The organism is Paraburkholderia sp. BL10I2N1, assembly GCF_004361815.1.
In the GTDB taxonomy this organism is placed as follows: domain Bacteria; phylum Pseudomonadota; class Gammaproteobacteria; order Burkholderiales; family Burkholderiaceae; genus Paraburkholderia.
The window spans coordinates 626,585-648,269 of record NZ_SNWA01000002.1 but is presented as its reverse complement, the minus strand read 5'-3'; the positions used below and the strand labels follow the sequence as shown (position 1 = coordinate 648,269).

Annotated in this window: 19 protein-coding genes and 1 pseudogene; 8 read left to right on the top strand and 12 right to left on the bottom strand. The window is 62.5% G+C overall.

Features of this window, described 5'->3' with window-relative positions; translation table 11 throughout:
- Positions 1–85 precede the first annotated feature (85 nt).
- The 7 genes from B0G77_RS24875 (at position 86) to B0G77_RS24845 (ending at position 9,321) form a co-directional block, all read left to right on the top strand.
- Positions 86–1,705, top strand: a complete 1,620-nt coding sequence (locus tag B0G77_RS24875) for an ATP-dependent acyl-CoA ligase (RefSeq protein WP_133664711.1) — start codon at positions 86–88, stop codon at positions 1,703–1,705.
- 126 nt (positions 1,706–1,831) lie between these two features.
- The gene (locus tag B0G77_RS24870) at positions 1,832–3,175 is read left to right on the top strand and encodes an MFS transporter (protein WP_133664710.1); all 1,344 of its coding nucleotides are present in this window, start codon (positions 1,832–1,834) and stop codon (positions 3,173–3,175) included.
- Positions 3,176–3,200: 25 nt separating this feature from the next.
- Positions 3,201–4,367 carry a thiolase family protein gene (locus tag B0G77_RS24865; protein ID WP_133664709.1) on the top strand — a complete coding sequence of 389 codons (1,167 nt, stop codon included), beginning with the start codon at positions 3,201–3,203 and terminating at the stop codon, positions 4,365–4,367.
- Positions 4,364–4,666 carry a zinc ribbon domain-containing protein gene (locus B0G77_RS24860; RefSeq protein WP_133664708.1) on the top strand — a complete coding sequence of 101 codons (303 nt, stop codon included), beginning with the start codon at positions 4,364–4,366 and terminating at the stop codon, positions 4,664–4,666. Before B0G77_RS24865 ends, B0G77_RS24860 begins: the two co-directional genes overlap by 4 nt.
- Before the next feature lie 17 nt (positions 4,667–4,683).
- The gene (locus tag B0G77_RS24855; RefSeq protein WP_133664707.1) at positions 4,684–6,951 is read left to right on the top strand and encodes an indolepyruvate ferredoxin oxidoreductase subunit alpha; all 2,268 of its coding nucleotides are present in this window, start codon (positions 4,684–4,686) and stop codon (positions 6,949–6,951) included.
- Positions 6,941–8,464 (top strand): indolepyruvate oxidoreductase subunit beta family protein, encoded by a 1,524-nt coding sequence (locus tag B0G77_RS24850; RefSeq protein ID WP_133664706.1) that lies wholly within the window; start codon positions 6,941–6,943, stop codon positions 8,462–8,464. Before B0G77_RS24855 ends, B0G77_RS24850 begins: the two co-directional genes overlap by 11 nt.
- A gap of 86 nt (positions 8,465–8,550) precedes the next feature.
- On the top strand, positions 8,551–9,321 hold the full coding sequence (locus B0G77_RS24845; RefSeq protein WP_133664705.1) for a cyclase family protein: 771 nt from the start codon (positions 8,551–8,553) through the stop codon (positions 9,319–9,321).
- A 70-nt stretch (positions 9,322–9,391) separates the two neighbouring features.
- Here the strand turns inward: B0G77_RS24845 and B0G77_RS24840 are convergent, their stop codons facing one another.
- From B0G77_RS24840 to B0G77_RS24830, 3 genes are all read right to left on the bottom strand, one after another.
- The gene (locus B0G77_RS24840) at positions 9,392–10,135 is read right to left on the bottom strand and encodes an LrgB family protein (protein ID WP_133664704.1); all 744 of its coding nucleotides are present in this window, start codon (positions 10,133–10,135) and stop codon (positions 9,392–9,394) included.
- Positions 10,136–10,171: 36 nt separating this feature from the next.
- Positions 10,172–10,555, bottom strand: coding sequence for a CidA/LrgA family protein (locus tag B0G77_RS24835; protein ID WP_208116492.1), 384 nt, complete (start codon positions 10,553–10,555; stop codon positions 10,172–10,174).
- A gap of 391 nt (positions 10,556–10,946) precedes the next feature.
- Positions 10,947–12,314, bottom strand: a complete 1,368-nt coding sequence (locus B0G77_RS24830; protein WP_133664702.1) for a sensor domain-containing diguanylate cyclase — start codon at positions 12,312–12,314, stop codon at positions 10,947–10,949.
- A 790-nt stretch (positions 12,315–13,104) separates the two neighbouring features.
- On the opposite strand from B0G77_RS24830, the gene B0G77_RS24825 reads away from it, so the two are divergent.
- Positions 13,105–14,319 carry an alpha-hydroxy acid oxidase gene (locus tag B0G77_RS24825; RefSeq protein WP_133664701.1) on the top strand — a complete coding sequence of 405 codons (1,215 nt, stop codon included), beginning with the start codon at positions 13,105–13,107 and terminating at the stop codon, positions 14,317–14,319.
- Between the two features lie 36 nt (positions 14,320–14,355).
- On the opposite strand, the gene B0G77_RS24820 is transcribed toward B0G77_RS24825, so the two are convergent.
- The 9 genes and pseudogenes from B0G77_RS24820 to B0G77_RS24780 all read right to left on the bottom strand — a co-directional run bounded on the left by B0G77_RS24820 (position 14,356) and on the right by B0G77_RS24780 (position 21,556).
- Positions 14,356–15,036, bottom strand: coding sequence for a response regulator transcription factor (locus tag B0G77_RS24820; protein WP_243751198.1), 681 nt, complete (start codon positions 15,034–15,036; stop codon positions 14,356–14,358).
- Positions 15,037–15,067: 31 nt separating this feature from the next.
- Positions 15,068–15,973: a trypsin-like peptidase domain-containing protein gene (locus B0G77_RS24815; protein WP_133666852.1), complete on the bottom strand. Its 906-nt coding sequence runs from the start codon at positions 15,971–15,973 to the stop codon at positions 15,068–15,070.
- 342 nt (positions 15,974–16,315) lie between these two features.
- Positions 16,316–16,522, bottom strand: a complete 207-nt coding sequence (locus B0G77_RS24810; protein ID WP_133664700.1) for a hypothetical protein — start codon at positions 16,520–16,522, stop codon at positions 16,316–16,318.
- Between the two features lie 180 nt (positions 16,523–16,702).
- Positions 16,703–17,374, bottom strand: a complete 672-nt coding sequence (locus B0G77_RS24805; RefSeq protein WP_133664699.1) for a DUF799 domain-containing protein — start codon at positions 17,372–17,374, stop codon at positions 16,703–16,705.
- A 10-nt stretch (positions 17,375–17,384) separates the two neighbouring features.
- Positions 17,385–17,741: a DUF4810 domain-containing protein gene (locus tag B0G77_RS24800; RefSeq protein WP_133664698.1), complete on the bottom strand. Its 357-nt coding sequence runs from the start codon at positions 17,739–17,741 to the stop codon at positions 17,385–17,387.
- 52 nt (positions 17,742–17,793) lie between these two features.
- Positions 17,794–18,471: a CsgG/HfaB family protein gene (locus tag B0G77_RS24795; RefSeq protein ID WP_133664697.1), complete on the bottom strand. Its 678-nt coding sequence runs from the start codon at positions 18,469–18,471 to the stop codon at positions 17,794–17,796.
- A 71-nt stretch (positions 18,472–18,542) separates the two neighbouring features.
- Complete coding sequence (locus B0G77_RS24790; protein WP_133664696.1) at positions 18,543–20,282, bottom strand: ShlB/FhaC/HecB family hemolysin secretion/activation protein; 1,740 nt, start codon at positions 20,280–20,282, stop codon at positions 18,543–18,545.
- Positions 20,279–20,494 (bottom strand): annotated as a pseudogene (locus tag B0G77_RS24785) (IS3 family transposase); the annotation flags it as partial. The pseudogene B0G77_RS24785 and the gene B0G77_RS24790, both read right to left, overlap by 4 nt.
- A 12-nt stretch (positions 20,495–20,506) precedes the next feature.
- The gene (locus tag B0G77_RS24780; protein WP_133664694.1) at positions 20,507–21,556 is read right to left on the bottom strand and encodes an IS110 family transposase; all 1,050 of its coding nucleotides are present in this window, start codon (positions 21,554–21,556) and stop codon (positions 20,507–20,509) included.
- Positions 21,557–21,685: the final 129 nt, after the last annotated feature.

Below are 21,685 nucleotides of genomic sequence, written 5' to 3'. Positions count from 1 at the left end.
AGTATCATTTTGATAAATTTGACCAATAGAATACCCGATCCTATTCTTGGTCACATACGAGACGTGACATGAGGGCATCGGCCGTATGGAAACTGTTCGCGAACATTGCGGGAGCCTGACACACGAGCTTGCCGCGCAGCACACGTTGCCGGCCTTGCTGGCCGCGCGCGTGGAGCGAAACGGCGCCGCGCCGCTGCTCTCCGATGGCACGACGACGTGGAGCGGTTCCGATGCGGTAGCCATTGCGAGTCGCCGCGCCGGGGCACTCGCAGCGCACGGTGTCAGGCGCGGCGACCGGGTCGCGCTGCTGTGCACGAATCGCATGGAGTTCATGGAGATCGTGCTCGGCTGCGGCTGGCTAGGCGCGGTGGTCGTGCCGATCAATACCGCATCGCGCGGGTTGCAGCTGGAACATATCCTGCGCAACTCCGGCGCGCGCCTCGTCGTGGCGGAGGCGCAACTCGTCGACGCCATCTATGCCCTCGACGCGCAGAACCTGGCACTGGAGCGCGTCTGGCTGATCGACGAGCCAGCAACAGACGCGACGTCGGCGCCGCCCTACGCCACGATCCCCCTGCCGCCCGCAGGTGAGCCGCTCGCCGCTGCCGCGCTCGCCGGTGGCGATCCGCTCGCGATTCTCTACACGTCAGGAACATCGGGGTTGTCGAAGGGTGTGGTCTGCCCGCATGCACAGTTTTACTGGTGGGGCCATCACACGGCGAACAACCTGGGCGTCGTCGCTGGCGACGTGCTTTATACCTGTCTGCCTCTCTTTCATACGAACGCGCTGAACAGCTTCTTTCAGGCACTGACTCGTGACGCTAAGCTCGTCGTCGGCAGGCGCTTCTCAGCGAGCGGCTTCTTCGACGCGCTGGTCGCCACGCGCGCCACGATTACATTCGTGCTCGGCGCGATGGTGCCGATCCTGCTTGGCAGGCCCGTGACGGCAAACGAGCGCGAGCATCGCGTGCGCATCGCGCTTGCACCTGGCGTGCCGGGGCATTTCCAGAAGGATTTCACGGCCCGCTGTGGCATCGCGCTGCTCGACGGCTACGGTTCGACGGAGACGAATTTCGCGCTCGGCGGCAGCGTCGACGCGCAACGTCCCGGTTACATGGGCAAGCTTTCGAAGGGCTTCGATGCCCGGGTGGTCGACGAGCACGACCAGCCGCTGCCCGATGGTCAGGCAGGCGAACTGATTCTGCGCGCCGACGAACCCTTTGCGTTCGCGAGCGGCTACTTCGGCATGCCGGAGAAGACCGTCGAGGCTTGGCGCAACCTCTGGTTCCACACCGGGGACCGCGTCCTGCGCGAGGCCGATGGCTATTACCGTTTCGTCGATCGTCTGAACGACGCGATTCGTCGCCGCGGCGAGAACATCTCGTCCTATGAAGTCGAACAGGTGCTGCTGAGCCATCCGTCAATCGAGACGGCCGCGGTTTTCGCGGTGAAGTCGGTGTTGGCGGAAGACGAAGTGATGGCGTCGGTCGTACTGCGCGACGGCGAGACGCTCGAACCACTCGAACTGATCCAATATTGCGAACCGCGTATGCCGTATTTCGCGGTACCTCGCTATCTCGACATCGTGCGCGATCTGCCCAGGACGGAAAACGGAAAGATCCAGAAATACAAATTGCGTGCAACCGGCGTCAACGCGGCGACGTGGGACCTGGAGACGTCGGGATACCGGCTCAGGCGCCTGTGAGATGAGACCCGCTGTCCCTGAAACGTCCGCGGCAGAAGACATCGAAGCGATGCGCGCCGGGACGCGGCACGGCAGCCCTGGCTGAAAACTTTGAGTGCATCGCAAGGCGCACGCGAGGAGACAAAGATGGCAAGTATGCAGACGCTTTCCGCCGCTGGCACGCGTCCCGACGACGCGCCCGAGGCGCCGACCGCTCCCGTCGACGACAGGTCGCTGCGGCGCATCGTCATCGCATCGGTAGCGGGCAACGCGCTCGAATGGTACGACTTCTTTCTGTACAGCACGGCCGCCGCGCTCGTGTTCGGTGAACTGCTCTTTCCCAAGGGCACCGATCCGCTGGTCGGAACGCTCGCCGCATTTGCCGGATTCGCGGTCGGTTTCGCCGCGCGGCCGTTCGGCGGCGTGCTGTTCGGCCATATCGGCGATCGCTACGGCCGCAAGGGTGCCCTCGTGTGGACGCTGTCGATCATGGGTGGTGCGACATTCCTGATCGGCCTCCTGCCGACCTACGCTCAAGCCGGCCTGTGGGCGCCAGCGCTGCTGGTGCTGTTGCGCGTGCTGCAAGGCATTGCCTCGGGCGGCGAATGGGGTGGCGGCGTATTGATGATCAGCGAATCGGCGCCGCCCGAGAAGCGCGGCTACTACGCGTCATGGAGCCAGATCGGCGTGGGCGGCGGCTTCGTGTTGTCGGCGGCCGTGTTTTTCCTCGTGCAGATGTTGCCGAGGGACGCTTTCATGAGCTGGGGATGGCGCATCCCGTTCCTGCTGTCGATCTTCATTTTCGGCATTGGCGTGTATATCCGCTCGAAACTGCCCGAGAGCGCCGAATTCGCCAGGGCCGAAGCGGCGGGCAAGAAAGCGCGTATGCCAGTGTTCGAAGTCATCCGCAAGCACCCGAAGGAAATCTTGATGGCAATGGGCCTGCGTGTCGCGGAAAACGGCGGCTCGTACATCTTCCTTGCCTTTTCGCTGGTGTACGGCAAATTCATCGGCGTGCCCGGTCAGATCATGCTCGCGGGCGTGATGGTGTCGATGACCGTCGAGCTCTTCACGATGCTGTTGTGGGGCCGCCTGTCCGACCGCATCGGCCGTAAGCCCGTGTACATGATGGGTGCGGTCGGCCTCATCGTCGTTGCTTTCCCGTTTTTCTGGCTGATCGGCACCAAGGTGCCGGTGCTGATCTGGCTGGCATTTCTGCTCGGCAACGCCGTTTGCCACGGTGCGATGATCGGCACGCAGCCGAGCCTGATGGGCGAGCTGTTCAGCACGGAAGTGCGTTACTCGGGGATGGCCTTGGGCCACGAGATCGCATCGGTTTTCGCGGGCGGCCTGTCGCCGCTGCTGGCGACGGCGTTACTCGCGCACTATCGCGCGGCCTGGCCGGTGGCGTTGCTGCTGATGGCGATGGGCATGGTCACGGTCATCTCGCTGCTGTTCACGCACGAGACTCGCCATCGCAGTTTGCATTGATCCCCAGGGCACAAGGAACTTCACTATGCCATCCCGTGATTTCGACCATGTGCTGGTCGCGGCCGGCGTCGAAGTGCCGTACCGGCGTCAGGCGCCGCGCGAGTCTACCGGCGATCTGCTCGCGCGGGCGTTTGGCGCGGCGCTCGCGCAGTCGGGTTTCTCCATCAGGGACATCGACGGTCTCGGCGTGGCGTCGTTCACGCTGGCGCCCGATCACGCGATCGATCTCGCCTGGCGGCTGGGCTTGAGCCCGCGTTGGTGCATGGACGACTGTCATGGCGGCGCGAGCGCAATCAACCTGCTGCAACACGCGATCCGCGCGATTCAGCACGGTGACGCGAACGTCGTTGCCCTCGTATCTGGCGACCGTTTCGAGCCGGCCGATTTCAGGCAACTGATCGAGCATTACAACCTGACGACGCGCACCTGGTTGCGTCCGCTCAAGAACGGTGGCCCGAACAGCCTGTTCGCGATGCTCACGCAACGCCACGCGAAGCGCCACGATCTCGCGCGCCGCGACTACGGAGCGCTCTGCGTCGCGCAACGCGCGTGGGCGGCGCTGAACCCGAATGCTGTCTACCAGACGCCACTAAGGATCGAAGACTATCTCGCCGCGCCGATCGTTGCCGAGCCGCTGGGACGCTTCGATTGCGTGCCGGTCGTGTGTGGCGCGAATGCGGTGATCGTCGCGCGCAGCGACCTTGTACGCAAGGCGGCAAACGTTCGCGTGCGGGCGCTGAAATGCCAGTACAACGCCGATCATCAGGCGGGCGATGGCCTGCAAACATCGCTGGCAACGCTTGCCGCAGACCTGTGGCAGCAAGCCGGCGCCATGCCTGATGACATGGACATGGTGTCTGTCTACGACGACTACCCCGTCATGACCCTGGTGCAACTGGCTGATCTCGGTTTTGCGCCCGATGGCGACCTGCGTGCGCTGATCGCGCGCATCGGCTCGCGTGCGCTGCCCGTCAACACGTCGGGCGGCCAGTTGTCCGTCGGGCAGGCGGGGGCGGCCGGCGGCATGCACGGCCTTGTCGAGGCGATCACGCAACTGCGTGGCGATGCGGGCGAACGGCAGGTGGCCAACGCGCGCCTCGCCGTCGTGAGCGGTTACGGCATGGTCGAGTATCGCTACGGCATGTGCGCGAACGCCGTCGTGCTCGAAAGCGCCCAGCGAGGTGTGCAATGACGCTCAAGGTATTCCAGTGCCGGCAATGCGGCACGACGCTGTTCCCGGCGCGCTATTTCTGCCCGGCATGCGGTGGCGGCGAATGGGACGAACGCGTGGTCGAGCACGGTACGGTTGCCGAGGCGACCATCGTGCACCATCGTGTCGGCGTGCAGGAGGGCAGCGAGGTGCATCTTGCGAGCGTCGCGACGGATGCCGGTCCCATCGTCATCGCACGGCTCGAACGGGCGACGCAGGCGGGCGACAGGGTGCGCCTGGAAATCGACGAGGCAAGACGCATCCTTGCGCAACGGATCTGAATCGGAACAGACGAAACATGGCTGAGAAATCATTCAGGAAGGAAGTCCAGAAGCTGCGCATGCCTGCCGGCGAGGAGTTTCGCGGCGAAGGCATTCTCGCTGTCACGAAGGCGCTGCTGCAGGCAGGGGTGTCGTATGTCGCGGGTTATCAAGGCGCGCCGATCTCGCACCTGATGGATGTCCTGTCCGATGCGAACGAGATCCTCGAAGAACTCGGCGTGCATTTCGAAAGCAGCGCGAGCGAGGCGACGGCTGCTGCGACACTGGCCGCCTCGGTCAACTATCCGCTGCGCGGCGCCGTGACGTTCAAGGCAACAGTAGGCACGAACGTGGCGTCGGACGCGCTCGCCAACCTCGCGTCGGGCGGCGTGACGGGCGGCGCGCTCGTCATCGTCGGCGAAGACTACGGAGAAGGTTCGAGCATCATGCAGGAGCGCTCGCACGCATTTGCGATGAAGTCGCAGATGTGGCTGCTCGATCCGCGCCCGAATCTACCCTCGATCGTTGACGCGGTGGAGAAGGGCTTCGAACTGTCGGAGGCCAGCAACACGCCCGTGATGCTGCAACTGCGCATCCGTGCCTGTCACGTGCATGGCCGCTTCACGACGAAGCCCAACGTGCGCCCCGCATTCACGCTCAAAGATGCGATCGAGAATCCCGTGCGCGACATCCGCAGGATCGTGCTGCCCCCCGCAAGCTTCGCGCACGAGCAGGAGAAGGTCGAGAAACGCTGGCCGGCTGCGGTCGAGTTCATCCGCCGCCACGGGCTCAATGAGTTCTTCGGCACGGACAGTGCGCACAATGTCGGCATCATCGTGCAAGGCGGCCTCTACAACACGCTGATGCGCGCGCTCGCCCTGCTGGGTCTCGCCGACGTCTATGGCCGCACTGATCTGCCGGTGTACGTGATGAACGTCGCGTATCCGACGATCGATGCGGAAGTGCGCGAATTCTGCGCGGGCAAGCGCGCCGTGCTGATGATCGAGGAAGGCCAGCCGGAATTCATCGAACAGTCGCTCAACACGATCCTGCGCCAGGCCGATCTGCAAACACGCGTGCACGGCAAGGATTTTCTGCCACGCGCGGGCGACTACACGCCGAATGTCATCATCAAGGGTCTGCTGCGATTCCTCACCCGTTATTTGCCCGACCTGACCCACGAAGACCGGCTGCCCGCCAGCGTGCGCGCAACGGTCTCGACGAGGCGCGCCGTGCCGGTGCCGGTTGTGTCGTCGGCAGCGGCAGCAGCATTGGGAGAGGGCAACCGGCAATTGCAGCAGTCCGTTACGGAGCCTCCAGAGCTTTCACCACCACCTCCACCTCCTCCACCTCCGGAAGTGCATCTGCGCCCGCCGTCGTTCTGCACGGGCTGTCCTGAGCGGCCGATTTTCACCGCGATGAAACTCGTCGAGCGCGAGCTTGGCCCGCATCATGTCAGCTGCGATATCGGCTGCCATCTGTTCTCGATCCTGCCGCCGTTCAATCTCGGCGCGACGACGATGGGCTACGGGCTCGGCTGGGCCGGCGCGGCAGCGTTCAATACAAATGAGACCGAGCGTCGCACGATCAGCGTGATGGGCGACGGCGGTTTCTGGCACAACGGTCTGACGAGCGGTGTCGGCAATGCCGTGTTCAACCGCAACGACAATGTGCTCATCATTGTCGACAACGGCTACTCGGCGGCGACGGGCGGGCAGGACATCATGTCGTCGAAGGCGGACAACAAGATCCGTTCGACCAGAAATCCGATTGAGGCGGCGGTGCGGGGCGTCGGCGTCAAATGGGTCAAGACGATTACCCGCACGTACAGCGTGGCGGCGATGCGCGACACGCTGCGAGAAGCGCTGACGACGAAGGAGAAAGGCCCGAAGATCGTCATCGCGCAGTCCGAATGCATGCTCAACAAGCAAAGGCGCGTGAAGCCGTTGATGAAACGTCGGATCAAGGAAGGCAAGCGCGTCGTGCGCGAGCGCTTCGGCGTCGATCCCGATACCTGCACGGGCGATCATTCGTGCATCCGCCTGTCGGGTTGCCCGTCGCTGACGATTCGCGAGAATCCTGATCCGTTGCGTCGTGATCCGGTCGCGTCGGTGCTGAACAGCTGCGTCGGGTGCGGGCTGTGTGGCGAGGTCTCCCATGCTGCGGTGCTGTGTCCGTCGTTCTATCGCGCTGAGCTGGTCAGCAATGCCGGCTGGTGGGAGCGTGTTTCGAGGCGCCTCGCCGATCGCGTGATTGCCGCCCTGCAGCGCCGCGTCAAGGCTCGGGAGGTTGTCTATGTCGCATGAGCTTGTCAAGCCGGTCAGCATCGCGATTCTCGCCATGGGTGGCGAGGGCGGCGGGGTGCTCGCAGACTGGATAGTCGATCTGGCAGAGCACGCCGGCTATGTGGCGCAGACGACGTCCGTGCCCGGCGTCGCGCAGCGGACCGGCGCGACGATCTATTACGTCGAATTCCATTCGGTGAAGCTCGCGCCGCATGCGCCCGAGCCGATCCTGGCGCTCGCTCCGGTGGCGGGCGACGTCGACATCGTGCTTTGCTCCGAATTGATGGAGGCGGGCCGCGCCGTGCAGCGCGGACTTGTGTCGGCCGACCACACGACGCTGATCGCGTCGACGCATCGCGTCTACTCCATGACGGAGAAAACCGCGATGGGCGACGCTCGCGTCGACTCGCAGAAGTTTCTGGAGACCTGCCGAAACGCCGCGAAGCGCTTCGTCGCGACCGACTTCGCGGCAATGGCGGAGCAGACCGGCAGCGTGATCAGCGCCGTCCTGTTCGGCGCGTTGGCGGGGGTTCGTGCGCTGCCGTTCGAGCGCGCCGATTTCGAGGCGGCCATCGAACGCGGTGGCGTGGGTGTCGAGACGAGCCTGAAGGCGTTCGATGCCGGCTTCACGATTGCGACTGCGGCGGACTCCATCGAGACGAGGCCTGCCGCGAATGATCCGCCCATCAAGCCGTTGCCAGCGGATGCCCGGTTGGCCGCGCTCGATGCACGCATTCGCAACGACTTTCCCGCCGCGGTTCAGCCCACCCTGCACGTCGGCGTGCGACGACTTGCGGACTATCAGGATGTAGCCTATGGCGCGGATTACCTCGACCGGCTCGTTCCGATCCTCAGGATTGGTGATGGCAAGGGCAGGGAGCGCTGGGAACTGCTGTGCGAGACGGCGCGTTATCTGGCGCTGTGGATGTCATACGAGGACACGGTGCGCGTTGCCGATCTCAAGATCCGCAGCGGCCGTTTCGCGCGTGTGGCAGACGAGGTCAAGGTCGAGAGCGGGCAGTTGCTGCACATCAATGAGTACCTGCATCCGCGTGTCGATGAGATCGCCGATACGCTGCCCGCGCAACTTGGCCGCTGGCTGATGAAGCCGGGCTGGGCCCGCATGTTCATCGAGCGGATGACGCGCGAGGGGCGCATCGTGCGGACGTCGTCATTGCGCGGATTTCTGCAGCTGTATATGGTAGCGTCGCTGCGCGGCATGCGCCGCAGGTCGTTGCGCTTTGAACGCGAGATGACGGCCTGCCGCCGCTGGCTTGCGAGTATCGTCGAGATCGCCCGGGACGATTACGCGCTGGCCGTCGAAGTCGCTCAGTGCCAACGTCTGGTGAAAGGCTACGGCGATACCCACGCACTGGGCATGCGCAGCTTCACTGCTATCGAGGCGGCGTTGCCGGCATTGCGCCGCGAAGGCGGCGCGGCGGATCGCGTGCGGCTATTGCGCGAGGCGGCGTTGGCCGACGACAGCGGCAAGCGCCTCGCCGATCTGCTCGGCGAGTGGCGCCTTGCAGCCTGACCGGCCGGGTTCGATCGAGCAGCATGATGGATTCACTCGCGTGCGGCCCGTTGCCGCTTCACTCACTCGATGGACAGGAGAAGTAGATGCTCAAAGCCTTGGCAGAAGCGTTGCAAAGTGGCGCGGTTCGCGTGATCGATCTGAGTCAGACGCTCCATGAGCGCACGCCGGTCATCCCGCTACCGCCGCAATATGGCCAGAACGCGCCGTTCCGTCTCGACGAGATTTCGAATTTCGACGAGCGCGGCCCTGCCTGGTACTGGAACAACATCTCGTGCGGCGAACATACCGGCACGCACTTCGACGCGCCGGTCCACTGGATCACAGGCCGCGATTTTCCGAACAACACGACCGAGACCATCGACGTGCAGAAGCTGATCGCACCCGCGTGCGTGATCGACGTATCGGCGGAAACGCGCGAGAACCCTGACTATCTGCTGACGATCGAACGGGTCGGGCAATGGGAAGCGGAGCATGGCCGCATTCCGGCGGGCAGCTGGGTGCTTATGCGCACGGATTGGTCGCAGCGTACCGATCCGGACGCTTTCCTCAACATGAGAGAAGATGGCTGCCACACGCCCGGCGGTCACCCCGATCTGCCGGGCTTCCTCGCCAGGGAGCGCGACGTGATCGGCTGGGGCACGGAAGGCGTCGGTACCGATGCGGGGCAGGCGTACGCATTCTCACAGCCGTTTCCTTGCCATTCGAACATGCACGGCAGCAACAAGTTCGGCCTTGCGAGCCTTGTCAATCTCGACAGACTGCCTGCGACCGGCGCGCTCCTGATCACACCGCCGTTGAAGATCCGTCGTGGGTCGGGTAGCCCGTGTCGGGTGCTGGCGCTCGTGGAGGCGTAACGGCGAAGGCGGCGGCGTCGGGTGCCGGACCTGCCTGTCAGAACCCTGTCAGTCAGGCAGGCAAACCGGTTCATCTTGAGGATACCCATGCCATGCACGCGCGAAAGCAGATCGGCAAGACAAATGCGGTCAGGATGCCGTTCATTGCCATACCCAGCCCTGCGAAAGCGCCCGCCTCCTCGCTTATCTGAAAGGCGCGCGCGGTACCGATGCCATGGGCTGCGACGCCTATCGCAAATCCGCGCGCATCGTCGCGCCGGATCCTGAGAGGACGCAAAACAGAGGTGCCGAGAACGGCACCCGAAATACCGGTGGCGATCACCATGGCTGCAGTCAGAGAGGGGATGCCGCCTATCCTGGCGGAGATCAACATGGCAATGGCTGCAGTGACTGACTTGGGCGCAATCGATGCGACCGTAACGGCGGGAGAGCCGAGTAGCATGGCGATCGCTACGGCGGACACGACGGCAGTGGCCGAGCCCGCAACAAGACCCCCAAGCAACGGAACCAGGGCGCCACGGAGTTTTGGCATCTGCCTGTGCAAAGGGACAGCAAGCGCGATGATGGCCGGACCCAACAGAAAGTGGATGAACCGCGCTCCGTCGAAATATGTGCTGTACGGTGTACCGGACAGTTTCAGAAGACCTATGAGCATGGCGATCGAGATCGCGACCGGATTGGCGAGAGGGCTTCGCTTCGATCGTCTGTGGATCCAGCATGCGAGGATATACACGCCAAGCGTAGCGGTGAGCGCAGGCAACGGAGATGCGCCGATGAGAGCGTCCGTGAGCCCAGATGTTGTGCCGATTTTCATGGCAGCCTCCATGTTTGCATACTGAGACTGGCAGTCCTACGCTGTATCGACCTTCGCCGCTTCCGCGCGGGCTTTTTTCTCTTCGAGCCGGGCCATCAATGAAGCGGTTACCAAAGCCGCAACCGCCATCGAGAGGATGGTGCTGACGACGAGCGCGACAGCAATGGCCAGCAACTGGGCTTTCATTACGTTTGCAAGCACCATCACGCCGACGCCGGCCGGTACGAAGAGGAGCGAGAGATGGTTCAGCAAGCCACGCGAAACATATTCCACCTGTTCAGTCAGGGAAGGTGCTGCCGATAGAAGAAACAGAAACAGAACCATGCCTATAACAGGGCCTGGAACCGGCACTCTGGCAACACGCGAAATAGCTTCCCCGAGGCACTGAAACGCAAGCAGGATGCCGAGCGACAGGATCACGGTCCATTCGCCATGTGCTGGTTGACTCGAGGCACCGGGTGCTGGCGGTGGCACGTTCACGGGATTCCCGCTGGTCGGCGGCAGGTTGCACGACGTGCTGGGAGAGAGATTGCTCATGGTCTCTACCCTCTCATGATCGGCGGATCTGGCCGGTTGACTTGAACACAGGAGTCAAAGTGCGCGCCTGGTTGCGCATCGTGACGTCGTACCAGTAAACGAGCGGGGCAAAGAAAATTTGGAGCGGAGAATGTCGCCCTTTAGCGTCGGGCTAGTCAGCGCTTGAATTTGAAAGACGTGTCAGGCATTCGTAACAGGCAATATGGGCGGCTCGACCGTCGGAACGTCGAATGATGCTTTTTGAAGGAGCCTCGCGCACCAAAGCCATCGCGCTTCATCGTGCCGGCGTGACGGACCCGACCCGATTACGTCCCGCCCGCTTTGCGTCGTAGAGCGCGGCGTCCGCCGCCTGAACGAGTCCGCTGGGTGTGGCCGGCATGTTTCGCTGGCTCGTCGCGCACCCGGCGCTGATGGTGATCTGACCGGCGGGCACCGGCGCGGGCAAACCCAGATGCATGACCGCGAGCCGTGCCTGCTCGGCAATATCCGATGCTTCGTCCGCTCCCGTATCGGGTAACACCAGTGCGAATTCTTCACCGCCGTAACGGGCGACGAAATCTCCTGGCCGACGCGCTGTTCCTGCCAGCGCGCTGGCAATGGCGCTCAGGCAGGCATCGCCCCGAAGATGGCCAAAGGCATCGTTGTAATGTTTGAAATTGTCGACATCGACCATGATGAGCGACAGCGGCTGACCGTTGCGCGTCGATCGGTCGAATTCCCTTGGAAACTGATCGTTAAAGTAGCTGCGGTTATAAACGAGTGTCAGCGCGTCGCGGGTCGACGATTGCAGCAGGGACGCATGCGCCTCGGACAACTGGCGGTAGAGCACGGTCACTTCCCATACCAGGACGCAAACAAGGACACCCGGAGCAAGCATGCTGAAAATCCGTGCAACGTACCAGCCGACGGTGAACGGGACCATGCTCAGCAGATTCAGGCTGGCGTCGACGAAGGACGTCAGTACGGCAATGGCGACCCATAGATCGAGCACGGTCCGCAGTCGCCCTTTGAACAGCACGACGACGATCGCGACGACGTTCAGCGAGCAGATGACGAGTACGGTTCGCCTGCCTGACAGCACGTCCGTCTCAGGCGCCATATGAAACGGTTCCGCCAGATTTGCATGAATGGCGAGTACGCCTAGCGCAACGGCCAGCGCGACTGGAACGCCGATCAACGCCCATCTCCACAAATCGCCATGAGGCAGGTCGATCGGCCTGCTCGGGAAGCGGTCGCGGAGCAGCGCCGCCAGAATGACGAGCAGCGGAAATCCCGCATGCCAGAACACCCACATCCAGGCCGCACTATAAGGGCCGGCGCCGAACAGGCCCGTGCGCGTGAACACGCCGGGGAACATCAGCAGTTGCAAAGCGACGGTAATCGCTGTGAATGCGTACGCGCCGCCGAGCGCGCCGAGCATCGGTTGTTGCGTCGCGGTAAAGCGGGCGCTGAGGAGGAAGGCGGCGATTCCCGACGTGGTGAATACCGTGAGCGCGCACATCGGCATGAACGGCATGATGGCCGGTAACGTCTGTTGCGCGCGCGGCGCGGCGACCGCCAACGTGAGCAGACCGAGCATCGCACAGGCGCCTGCAAAAACGACCTGTTTGAGTGTCGCCCGTCCGATAAGCAAGCTGTCCATTCTGACCCGTTCGATTGGTGCCCGGTTGTCTCAGTGCAGCGGGTGTCGCCAGCCGCCCGCTGTGTATCCGACGTGGGTCGATACATCACGGCGTTCGCTGCGGACCTCGGCGACGTTGTGCCGGCGAAAGCGCGCTGCGCGCGTCGAAGCCTGTCGGCATGTATTGTCCTACAAATCGACCCGACAGGCGGTTATTGCAGTGCGAATGCCCGCGTCGCTGTCGACCGCCACTGCGGTCTGGGCGTTACCCGTCTTGCGCATTGGATAAGCCCGGCTTATGCGTGCGCAGCTTTTGACTGATTTGATACCGTGAAGATGTTCACTCAGATTTCCGTCCACGGAGCGCGGCTCCGCGGTTCGCAGTGTCACCTCGATTCCGGGAACAGGTTCTAACGCAACGATCGATCGTTGCGCCATTCAAACGAACGATTCGTCATAGACAGGATATCGAACGTATGAGAGTGACCCTGGGCGCTTCTGCTCGTCGTGCTCGCGGCCCATGTTGTGTGGCTGCTTTCGATGCGCGAAGATGGTATGTATCAGCGGATTTACGACCGGTGGTTTGGTATGCAGTAGCGGTGTCTTGCCGTGTTTCTGTGAGCCGTTCCGTGGACCACTGCATTTCCTGGTCTTGCGGTGGCGGTGCATAATCTGATTGCGGCGTCCGGGTGCGGTCCAGACGCGCTGCCACAATGACAAAGACTAGCGTGACGTCGGCCAGAGGTTCAGTGGCTTGCGACCATCGCTCGACCAGGAGACATCGCGGTTCACTGCCGCGTTGATAGAAGTCATGCCAATCATCACTTGCATCGAAGATCTGCGTATCCTCGCCAAACAGCGCGTGCCCCGCATGTTCTATGACTATGCCGATAGCGGGTCGTGGACCGAAAGCACCTATCGCGCGAACGAAGCCGACTTCCAGCACATCAAGCTTCGCCAGCGAGTGGCGGTTAACATGGAGAACCGCAGCACGCGTGCGCAAATGATCGGGCAGGACGTGGCGATGCCGGTCGCGATCGCCCCGACCGGACTGACCGGCATGCAACACGCTGACGGCGAGATCCTTGCGGCGCGAGCCGCTGAGAAGTTCGGGGTGCCTTTCACGTTGTCGACGATGAGCATCTGCTCGATCGAAGACATTGCCGCCAGCACCACGAAGCCGTTCTGGTTTCAGGTTTATATGATGCGCGACCGCGATTTTGTCGTGAGGCTGATCGAGCGGGCGCGCGCCGCACGATGCAGTGCGTTGATGCTCACGCTGGATTTGCAGATCCTTGGGCAGCGCCACAAGGACATTAAAAACGGACTGTCTGCGCCGCCCAGGCCCACGATTACGAACCTGATTAATCTGGCAGGCAAACCTCGCTGGTGCCTCGGCATGCTTGGAACCAGGCGGCACAGTTTTGGGAATATCGTCGGTCACGCGAAGGGTGTCAGCGACCTGTCGTCGCTGAGTTCATGGACTGCAGAGCAGTTTGATCCCGCACTGAGCTGGGCAGACGTGGAGTGGGTGAAAAAGCTGTGGGGCGGCAAGTTGATCCTCAAGGGAATCATGGATCCCGAAGATGCGCGACTTGCAGCGGACAGCGGAGCCGACGCGCTGATCGTTTCCAACCATGGCGGACGCCAGCTTGACGGCGCGCCGTCCTCGATCTCGGCGCTTCCAGCCATTGTCAGCGAGGCCGGGTCGCGAATCGAAGTGTGGATGGATGGGGGCATTCGCAGCGGACAGGACGTCCTGAAAGCCGTCGCGCTTGGCGCCAAAGGAACGCTCATTGGTCGCAGCTTCTTATACGGCCTGGGCGCCATGGGCGAAGAGGGCGTGACCCGATGCCTGGAGATCATTCAAAAGGAACTGGATACCACGATGGCGTTTTGTGGGCATACCCGTCTCCAGGATGTGGATGAGCGCATTCTTCTGGGCGGCCGCAAGGCAACTTCGACACCGGGGCACGCGACGGGTAGTGCGACGCATCAGACCGGTTTGACGGTCCACGCAGACTGATTCCGTTTGCGTTGAGTCGACGATTGCATCGACACGCTACATCATGATGAACCCGTGACGCATCCCGAGCATCACTGCTTCAGTGCGGTTGGTCGCGCCCAGCTTGCCGAAAATGGAGGAGAGGTGGAATTTCACCGTGTTGTCCGAGATGTCGAGCTGCCGCGCGATGTCCTTGTTGCCGAGTCCTTCGGCGAGCATCGCCAGTACTTCGATCTCGCGTAAGGTCAGCGTTTCGAAGGGGATACCGGAGGCCGCCTGACGCGGCGGCTTCCGTTCGGCAAGCAGTCTCGCGAGGATCTCCGGCGACAGTACGCAAAGGCCCGCGGCAGCGGCCTTGATCGACGCGACGATTTCGTCTGGCATCGCGTCCCGATGCAGGATCGCCATCGCGTCGCCCGCTAAGGCTGCGACGATCCAGTCGCTATCCGCGTCGTCGGTCAACACGACGAGCGCAGGCGGCGCGTGCCCCAGGTCAAGTGCTGCCTTGAGCGTGTCGCTCGCCTCCGGCTCCACGTCGATGACGATCACATCGGGCACTGAACCGGCAAGGCGATCCGCGAGCAATTCTACGTCGGCTGCGCTTCCCGCGAATCCGAGTGCGGGGCTGTCCTCGACAAGCGCCTGCAAGCTTGCGCGGACCTGCGGCGAATCCGCAATGACCGCGACCCGGATCAGCTCCATCGCTGTCGTCTGTGCCGTCTGTGCCGTCTGCGCCATCTGTTCATCCGACATTTGACCGTTACGGACCTCATCGGCACGCGTTCCGTTGCGGGCGTTCACCCACGGTTATCGAACACTCGCTGCGCTCACCGCCCCGGATCAATGCGATTTTCAACGGCTGGCCGATGCTCCCCGAGCCAAGGGCGGTGTGCAGGTCGTCCATGTCGCGGCACGGCTTGCCGTCCAGTTCGATCAGCACATCGCCGATGAGCACGCCCGCCTGTTCCGCAGGGCCGCCCGGCGCGAGCGAGTTGACCAGCAATCCGCGACTGGATGACGGATTCATCTTCCTGATCCACGCCTCCGACAGGTTGACCTGCTGCGTACCGACGCCAAGATAACCTCTTGAGACGTGCCCTTTGGCCAGCAGTTCATCGGTCACGCGCTCCACAGTCATCCCGGGGATCACAATACCGAAGCCACGTGCAAGCGCCGATGTGCAGATGCCCATGACTTGCCCGCGCACATCCGCAAGGGCCGCGCCGGAGAAACCGGGATGCAGGCCGCCGTCCAGTCGCACGAGCGCATCGAGTTGACCGCCCCGCCAGGTCCGCCACGGACCGCCTGTGCCGCCGATCACGCCAAAATCAGCGCTGATGCTGGACCCGTCCGCCCGCGCAACTGCGAGCGCGAGATGGCCGGCCTTGAGCGAGCGTGCATCACCGGATTCGACCGGGTCCAGGTCCACGCCGTCCAGTTTCAGAACGGCGATGTCGGTGCCCGTGTCACGGCCCACGAGGACTGCCGCGACCGTACGGCCATCGGTCAGCGTGACTTCGATCCCGTCGTCACGCCTGAGCGTGTGCGCAGCCGTGACGACGACGCCTTGGCGCCAGATTACCCCACTTGACGGAATGCGATGCCGGCCGTGTACCGCGACGACGCCCCGGCCGACCCGCTCGACGATTCCCGCCAGATTGTCGGACAGATCCAGCAATGGATTTCCATTAGACGATGCATTTTCCATGTTAACTCTCCTGCCATTTGCGACACGACCCGTTCGTGCTTCACGCCGCCCATTGCGCGCCGAGCCTTCACAGGCAGCGTGGCAACGGGCAGATTCAGCATGACATTCAGCATGACAGAACGACAGGAGGCGCACACCACCCGAACGGGTAGTCCACGGCTGCCAGAGACAATCAGCTTGCGACGCCTTCTCCACGTGCGATATGAGATAGGGAATCGCGGACAGCCATCCGATCAGGGACAGGTCGCAGAGATCCTGAAACCGGCGCATCGTCGCGTCGTATCCCTGCAGGGTCGCCTGCGACAACGCTTACTGCTTCGCGTCCTGCCGCTCGTTCCGGATTTCGTCTTCCGTGGGTAGCCAGTAAACGGCGCGCTTGCTGGCCATCGCTTTCTTCAGATCGCCTCTCAGGACACAGGCTGTCAGCGTCGTCTGGACGCTGGGAACGCTGCCGTCGACGCGCTTCGCGATCTGATGCAGCGCGTAGCGCGTGCAGGGCACCATACTCTGGATCACGGCGGCCCGAGTAACTACGGTTTGCGGCCTTGCTTTCGTCGGTGGTGAGTGGTGGCAATGTACGTTTCATGGATGTCCTGCCCGTATGGGTTGCACAAGGGGAGACAGGCGGCTTTGACCCCGGGGTCTTCGCAGGCAACGATACCCGCCGCTCCCCAGAGTCAGCGCCGCCGGTTGCCGTCAGTCGGTCCCGTACTTCGGTGAATGCGGACCGTACAGCAAGCCATTCGGGAGCCCCGCCGACAGAAGCCGCCGGCTGGTCAACCCCGCCACGTCGTGACTGTCATCCGACAGCGTGTGCGCGACCTGCTTGACTGCCGCCTGCGCCAGCGCGGCTATCAGCCCGAAGCCGACGTTGACGTTTCCCCCGAGTTCCTTGCCGGTCGCCCGGCCGGTTCCCTCCCAGAGCACGTCACCCGTCTTCAGATCCACGAGCTTCGCCGATGCGGCAACGACGGTTGTGCTGTCAATGACCGTATAGATCGAGCCGTACTGCGTGACCTTCGGGTACAGCGCTGCGTCCGCGCCGAAGATCTCGCGAAGCTTCGCGGGAGCCACCTGCTGGACATCAGCTGGCGTGGTGAGGCCGTTCTGCCGGAAGGTTTCATCCATCAGCGCCACGGGCATCACGTAGTAGCCGGCTTCGGCAAGCGGCAACGTCATCTGCGACAGCATGCCAGACGTCGCCTTCACGTCCGAGGTTTCATTCAGGGGTGGCAAAACGAGAATGGAGCGCGGCTGGCTCTTTTTGAACGCGGTGTAATCGACATGCTGCACCGGACCCGCACACGCGGCAAGCAGACCCAGCACGGATACCACGGACAGCAGCTTGAGAGAAATGACTTTCAACATGGCCAGGCTCTTATTGTGATTTGGACTTTTTCAACAGAAAGTCCATATAGGTCGTTGATTCCGGGAACAACTGTTTCTCCGCCTCCAGTTCCTGCTGCGCCTGCTGATCGTTGACAGTGCTTGCATAGAGCATTCCGAGCTGTGCATGAAAGCCGGGGGGTGGCTTATTGCCCTTCGCGCGGATCTGTTGCAACGCCTGCTCCAGCGCGTCGATCTGCTGTTGCGGGCTCGTTTGCCCCTTGAAATACTCGTAGACCTGCGGCTGATAGCCATCCCACTGGTAGAGCAGTGGAGTCGATTGGGTCGCCGCGCATCCCGTCAGGAATACGCCCGCAGCCATCAGCGGCAACCACACGCCCTTCTTCATTGCTGTATTTCTCATCGTTTCAGGTTGTGATGTTGTGGGTGTCCGGTCTCGTTTATTTCGCTGCATGCAGTGCGCCCGCATCGACCTGCTCAACAAGATGATTGACCGCCTCCTGAATCGCCAGATCGAGCACCTTGCCGTTCAGCGTCGAGTCATAGCCCGCTGTACCGCCGAATCCGATGATTTCGCGGTTCGACAGGCTGTACTCTTCCGCGCCCTGGCTTGACAGCACCACCTCGGAGGTTGTCGTATTGACGACATTCAGATTCACATTCGCGTACGCGACCTGACTCTTGCCGCGTCCGAGAATGCCAAACAGTTGCTGATCACCCACTTCCTTGCGACCAAACTCCGTCACGTCGCCAGTCACAACAAAATTGGCGCCCTTTACCGCCTGGCCCTTCTTCATGAAACGCGCTTCCTGCGTGATCTCGTCCAGGTTGTCGCGATCCAGCACGTTGAAGCGGCGACTCTGTTGCAGGTGGGTGATGAGGATCGTCTTTGCCTGACCACCCAGACGATCGATGCCGTCCGAAAAAATGCCCCGCATGTAGCTCGAACGGTTGTCGAACTTGCCGATCGCAATCTCGACCGGCTGGCCCGCAAACGGTATTTGCGCGCTGCTGACGACCGGTACGGGCAGGGTCCGGGACGATTCGGTGGCGCAGCCGCACAGGGCTGCGGTAACGGATGCTGCGATCAGCATCCCGAGCTTTGTTGACGTTTTCAAGGACGCATTCTCCTTCAATGGATTCACAAGAATTACTTCACGGAACATCTGTTGCTGACAGGTCGACGTCTTCATAGCTGCGCGGTCACCTGGAAGCCGAGGGTCACGCGCGCGGTCGGAAAGTTCGCGGGTTTGTAGACAGGCGTCCCGGCGAACAGGTCATAGGCGAATCCGGCAAAGCGCGCCGGCACACTGCCGCGAATCCCGATCACCGCGCCGGCCAGTTGCGTGCCGGCGAGGAACGCGGTGTTCGGGCCGAATACCCGGCCATAGTCGAGACCTGCGTATAGCGACTGGCCCGTCTGGCCGATCGGCAACTGCAGTTCGTTGCGCCAGTAAAAGCCGCGTTCGGCCGCGAGCATCGTCTCGCCGTCGAAACCGCGCACCGTATAGCGGCTGCCGATCGTCAGGTCATCGATATAGAACAGCGTGTCGTTCGTGAACTGGCCGTGAATGGTCGTGACATAGCGCAGCGGTTGGCTCGCGATCTGGAACGGCACCGACAGGTTCGCGTCGAGCACGGCCATGTGAAACCGGTACGTGGGGCCGACGGCGTATGGGTCCGGTGTCGCGCCCAGTCCACCGACGCCCTGGCGGTAGGCGAGGCTGCCGTCGAACTGCGATGCGCCGAAGTAGTGGCGGTTGGTCAGTCCAGCCTCGATGAAGGTGTTGTTGCGACGCTGCTGCGGAATCTCGGTATCTTCAATGAAGCTGTCACCGAAGCGCTTCGTGAGCCGGAACTGCACGCCGAGCACATCGTTCTGGCTGCGGCGGATCACGCGCTGCAGCTTGAAATCGACCGTCTGCGCATTGCCGCTCGACACGAACGTCTGGTTCACGCCCGCGATCTGCTGGTAGTACGTGTTCGTGTTGGCCGACAGCGTGCCGGTCCAGTAGCCCCATGGGATCGAATACGAACCGTTGAAGCCGTGCGAGCCGAGGCGCTTGTCGCCGAACTCCAGATCCTGGCTGGCGCCGACGCTAAAGATGTCATTCAGGCCTAGCGGGTTGTCGATGCCGAGGCTCAGGTTGCCCTGCAGCTTGCCGGTTGCCCGTGTGCCGCTGTTGTCGACCGAGGCGACGACGGTCCACGGGTTCGCGCGCTTCACGTCGAGCACCACATCGCTTTCGCCGGGTACGTCGGTCGGGACGATCTGCATCGACACGTCCTGGCTGCCGACGCGCTTCATCTGCTCCAGCCCCTGTTCGAGGTCGCGCAGGTTGAGCATGTCGCCACCACGGGCAGGGAAGGCGGACTTCCATGTGCCGCGAATTGTCGAACCATCAGCGGGATCGGCGAAGCGCAGGTCCCGGATGACACCAGGCACCAGCGCGATCTTCAGCGTGCCCGTTGACAGATCCTGCTCGGGCACCAGTACGCGCGTGGTGATGTAGCCCCGGCTCAGGATGGTCTGCTGCAGTCCCTTGACGATTACGTCGAGGCCCTGCTTGCCGACGCACTGGCCCGCGTAGTGATCGAGCCATTCGCGGGTGAAGGCGAAGCGGTCCAAGGGCAGCGCGGACGCACCTTGCGCACGCACCGCATCGGGCAACGTCGCGGGCACATCGGGCAAGAACGACTCGATGCGAAAGCATGGCGTTTCGGTTGGCAGTTCAGGCCACCCCGAAGTGCGCGCTACGGTTGACCGCACGGACGGCGCTTTAACGGTCGCTTCGCGTTGCTGCGCTTCGTGCTGTTCCCTGACCTGCTGGTTCTGTTCGGCGTTGGCGCGCGCCGCTGCAGCGGTATCGGCGGGCGTCGGCACCTTGAGGTTCCCTCGATATTTCGTCTTCCAGCAGGTGGATTTTATGCAGCCCGCTCGTCCTGGTTTTGGTCGTTGATCCAGCGGTCGAGATACTGGATTGGTGACCTGTAGCCGAGCGTTGAATGCTGCCGTTTGCGATTATAAAAGACTTCGATATATTCGAAACTGGCCGCCTTCATTTCGGCGTGTGTGGCGTAACGCACGCCATGAAACCGCTCGTTTTTGAAACTGTTAAACCAGCTTTCAGTGGGGGCGTTGACGCTCCTATGTCAAGGGACACGCGTTGACTCGGCCAGATCCGCGAGGATGAGCGGGTACAGCTCCCTCACGATATAGCGCTTGAGGCAGCGATGAATTTCCTTGTTCGACATGCCTTCTTTGGTCCGGCGCTCGACATAAGCACGGGTCCGAGGATCGCTTCTCATCCGCACCATCGCAATGGTCCACAAGGCATTGTTTGCAGACCGGTCGCCGCCCCTGTTCAAGCGATGCCGGACCGTTTTGCCAGACGATGCCTGCAACGGGCTCGTGCCACAAAGCGCCGCCAGCGCAGCCTCGCTTTTCAGGCGTTCGGGATTGTCGCCCGCGACGGCGACGAGCACTGCAGCGGTCTGTGGGCCAACACCGAATCTCTCACGAAGCCGGCCGGCGTGCTGGCTGGTCAGGCGATCAAGCATGGCATCGAGCGTGTTGAGTTCCTCTGCCAGCGCCAGCCAGCGCTTGGCCAGCAAGCGCAACGTGGTCGTCAACGTTTGCAACATGGGCGTGTTGCCCAACGAGCGCAGGCGGGCGCAGCTCGCAACGCATTCTGCTGTCTTCGTTTTCAGAAGGCGCTCGCGAATTTCCTGTGGCGCGCTGACCAGCAAAGCCCGCAACTGATTGATGGCCTGCGTTTTCGCTTTTACAGCGCTGCGTCTGGCAACGGAGACGGCGCGCATTGCTTCGGCAGCGCCGGACTGCTCCTTGGGAATAGCAGTTGCTTTTCCGGAGAGAACCGCGCGGGCTGCATTTTCTGCATCGGTGGGATCGGACTTCCCTCGAGACCGACGTGTCGCCCGGTCGGGGCGATTGACTTCGAGTACTTCAATCTCGTGATCGCGCAGCACGCGCGCCAAACCCGCTCCATAGGTGCCGGTCCCTTCTACGCCGGCACGGCGCAGATGACCGAACGAATTCGCCCAGGTCACCAGGTTGAGATATCCTGCCGTGTCGGTCGATACCGACAGCGTTCCAAGGAGTTTCCCCGTCTCACTGATCACAGCCCCAACATGCGCATCCAGATGCGTGTCGACACCCAGAATCACTTCGTTTTGTTCCATGCGTATTTCCGTTGTAGTGGGCGCATCGCCAACCCCACTCGCAGGACAGGACACTCATGGTGCAGAACAAAGCTCCTATCAGGTCACAGACGGTGAGCCCGGCAACGCTCGGGGAACGCCGGAAGCCGA

Bases quoted from the DNA above. Each gene is read 5' to 3' on its own strand.
- B0G77_RS24875 (WP_133664711.1), top strand. From the start codon at position 86: ATGGAAACTGTTCGCGAACATTGCGGGAGCCTGACACACGAGCTTGCC.
- B0G77_RS24870 (WP_133664710.1), top strand. From the start codon at position 1,832: ATGGCAAGTATGCAGACGCTTTCCGCCGCTGGCACGCGTCCCGACGAC.
- B0G77_RS24865 (WP_133664709.1), top strand. From the start codon at position 3,201: ATGCCATCCCGTGATTTCGACCATGTGCTGGTCGCGGCCGGCGTCGAA.
- B0G77_RS24860 (WP_133664708.1), top strand. From the start codon at position 4,364: ATGACGCTCAAGGTATTCCAGTGCCGGCAATGCGGCACGACGCTGTTC.
- B0G77_RS24855 (WP_133664707.1), top strand. From the start codon at position 4,684: ATGGCTGAGAAATCATTCAGGAAGGAAGTCCAGAAGCTGCGCATGCCT.
- B0G77_RS24850 (WP_133664706.1), top strand. From the start codon at position 6,941: ATGTCGCATGAGCTTGTCAAGCCGGTCAGCATCGCGATTCTCGCCATG.
- B0G77_RS24845 (WP_133664705.1), top strand. From the start codon at position 8,551: ATGCTCAAAGCCTTGGCAGAAGCGTTGCAAAGTGGCGCGGTTCGCGTG.
- B0G77_RS24840 (WP_133664704.1), bottom strand. From the start codon at position 10,135: ATGAAAATCGGCACAACATCTGGGCTCACGGACGCTCTCATCGGCGCA.
- B0G77_RS24830 (WP_133664702.1), bottom strand. From the start codon at position 12,314: ATGGACAGCTTGCTTATCGGACGGGCGACACTCAAACAGGTCGTTTTT.
- B0G77_RS24825 (WP_133664701.1), top strand. From the start codon at position 13,105: ATGCCAATCATCACTTGCATCGAAGATCTGCGTATCCTCGCCAAACAG.
- B0G77_RS24820 (WP_243751198.1), bottom strand. From the start codon at position 15,036: ATGGCGCAGACGGCACAGACGGCACAGACGACAGCGATGGAGCTGATC.
- B0G77_RS24805 (WP_133664699.1), bottom strand. From the start codon at position 17,374: ATGTTGAAAGTCATTTCTCTCAAGCTGCTGTCCGTGGTATCCGTGCTG.
- B0G77_RS24800 (WP_133664698.1), bottom strand. From the start codon at position 17,741: ATGAAGAAGGGCGTGTGGTTGCCGCTGATGGCTGCGGGCGTATTCCTG.
- B0G77_RS24780 (WP_133664694.1), bottom strand. From the start codon at position 21,556: ATGGAACAAAACGAAGTGATTCTGGGTGTCGACACGCATCTGGATGCG.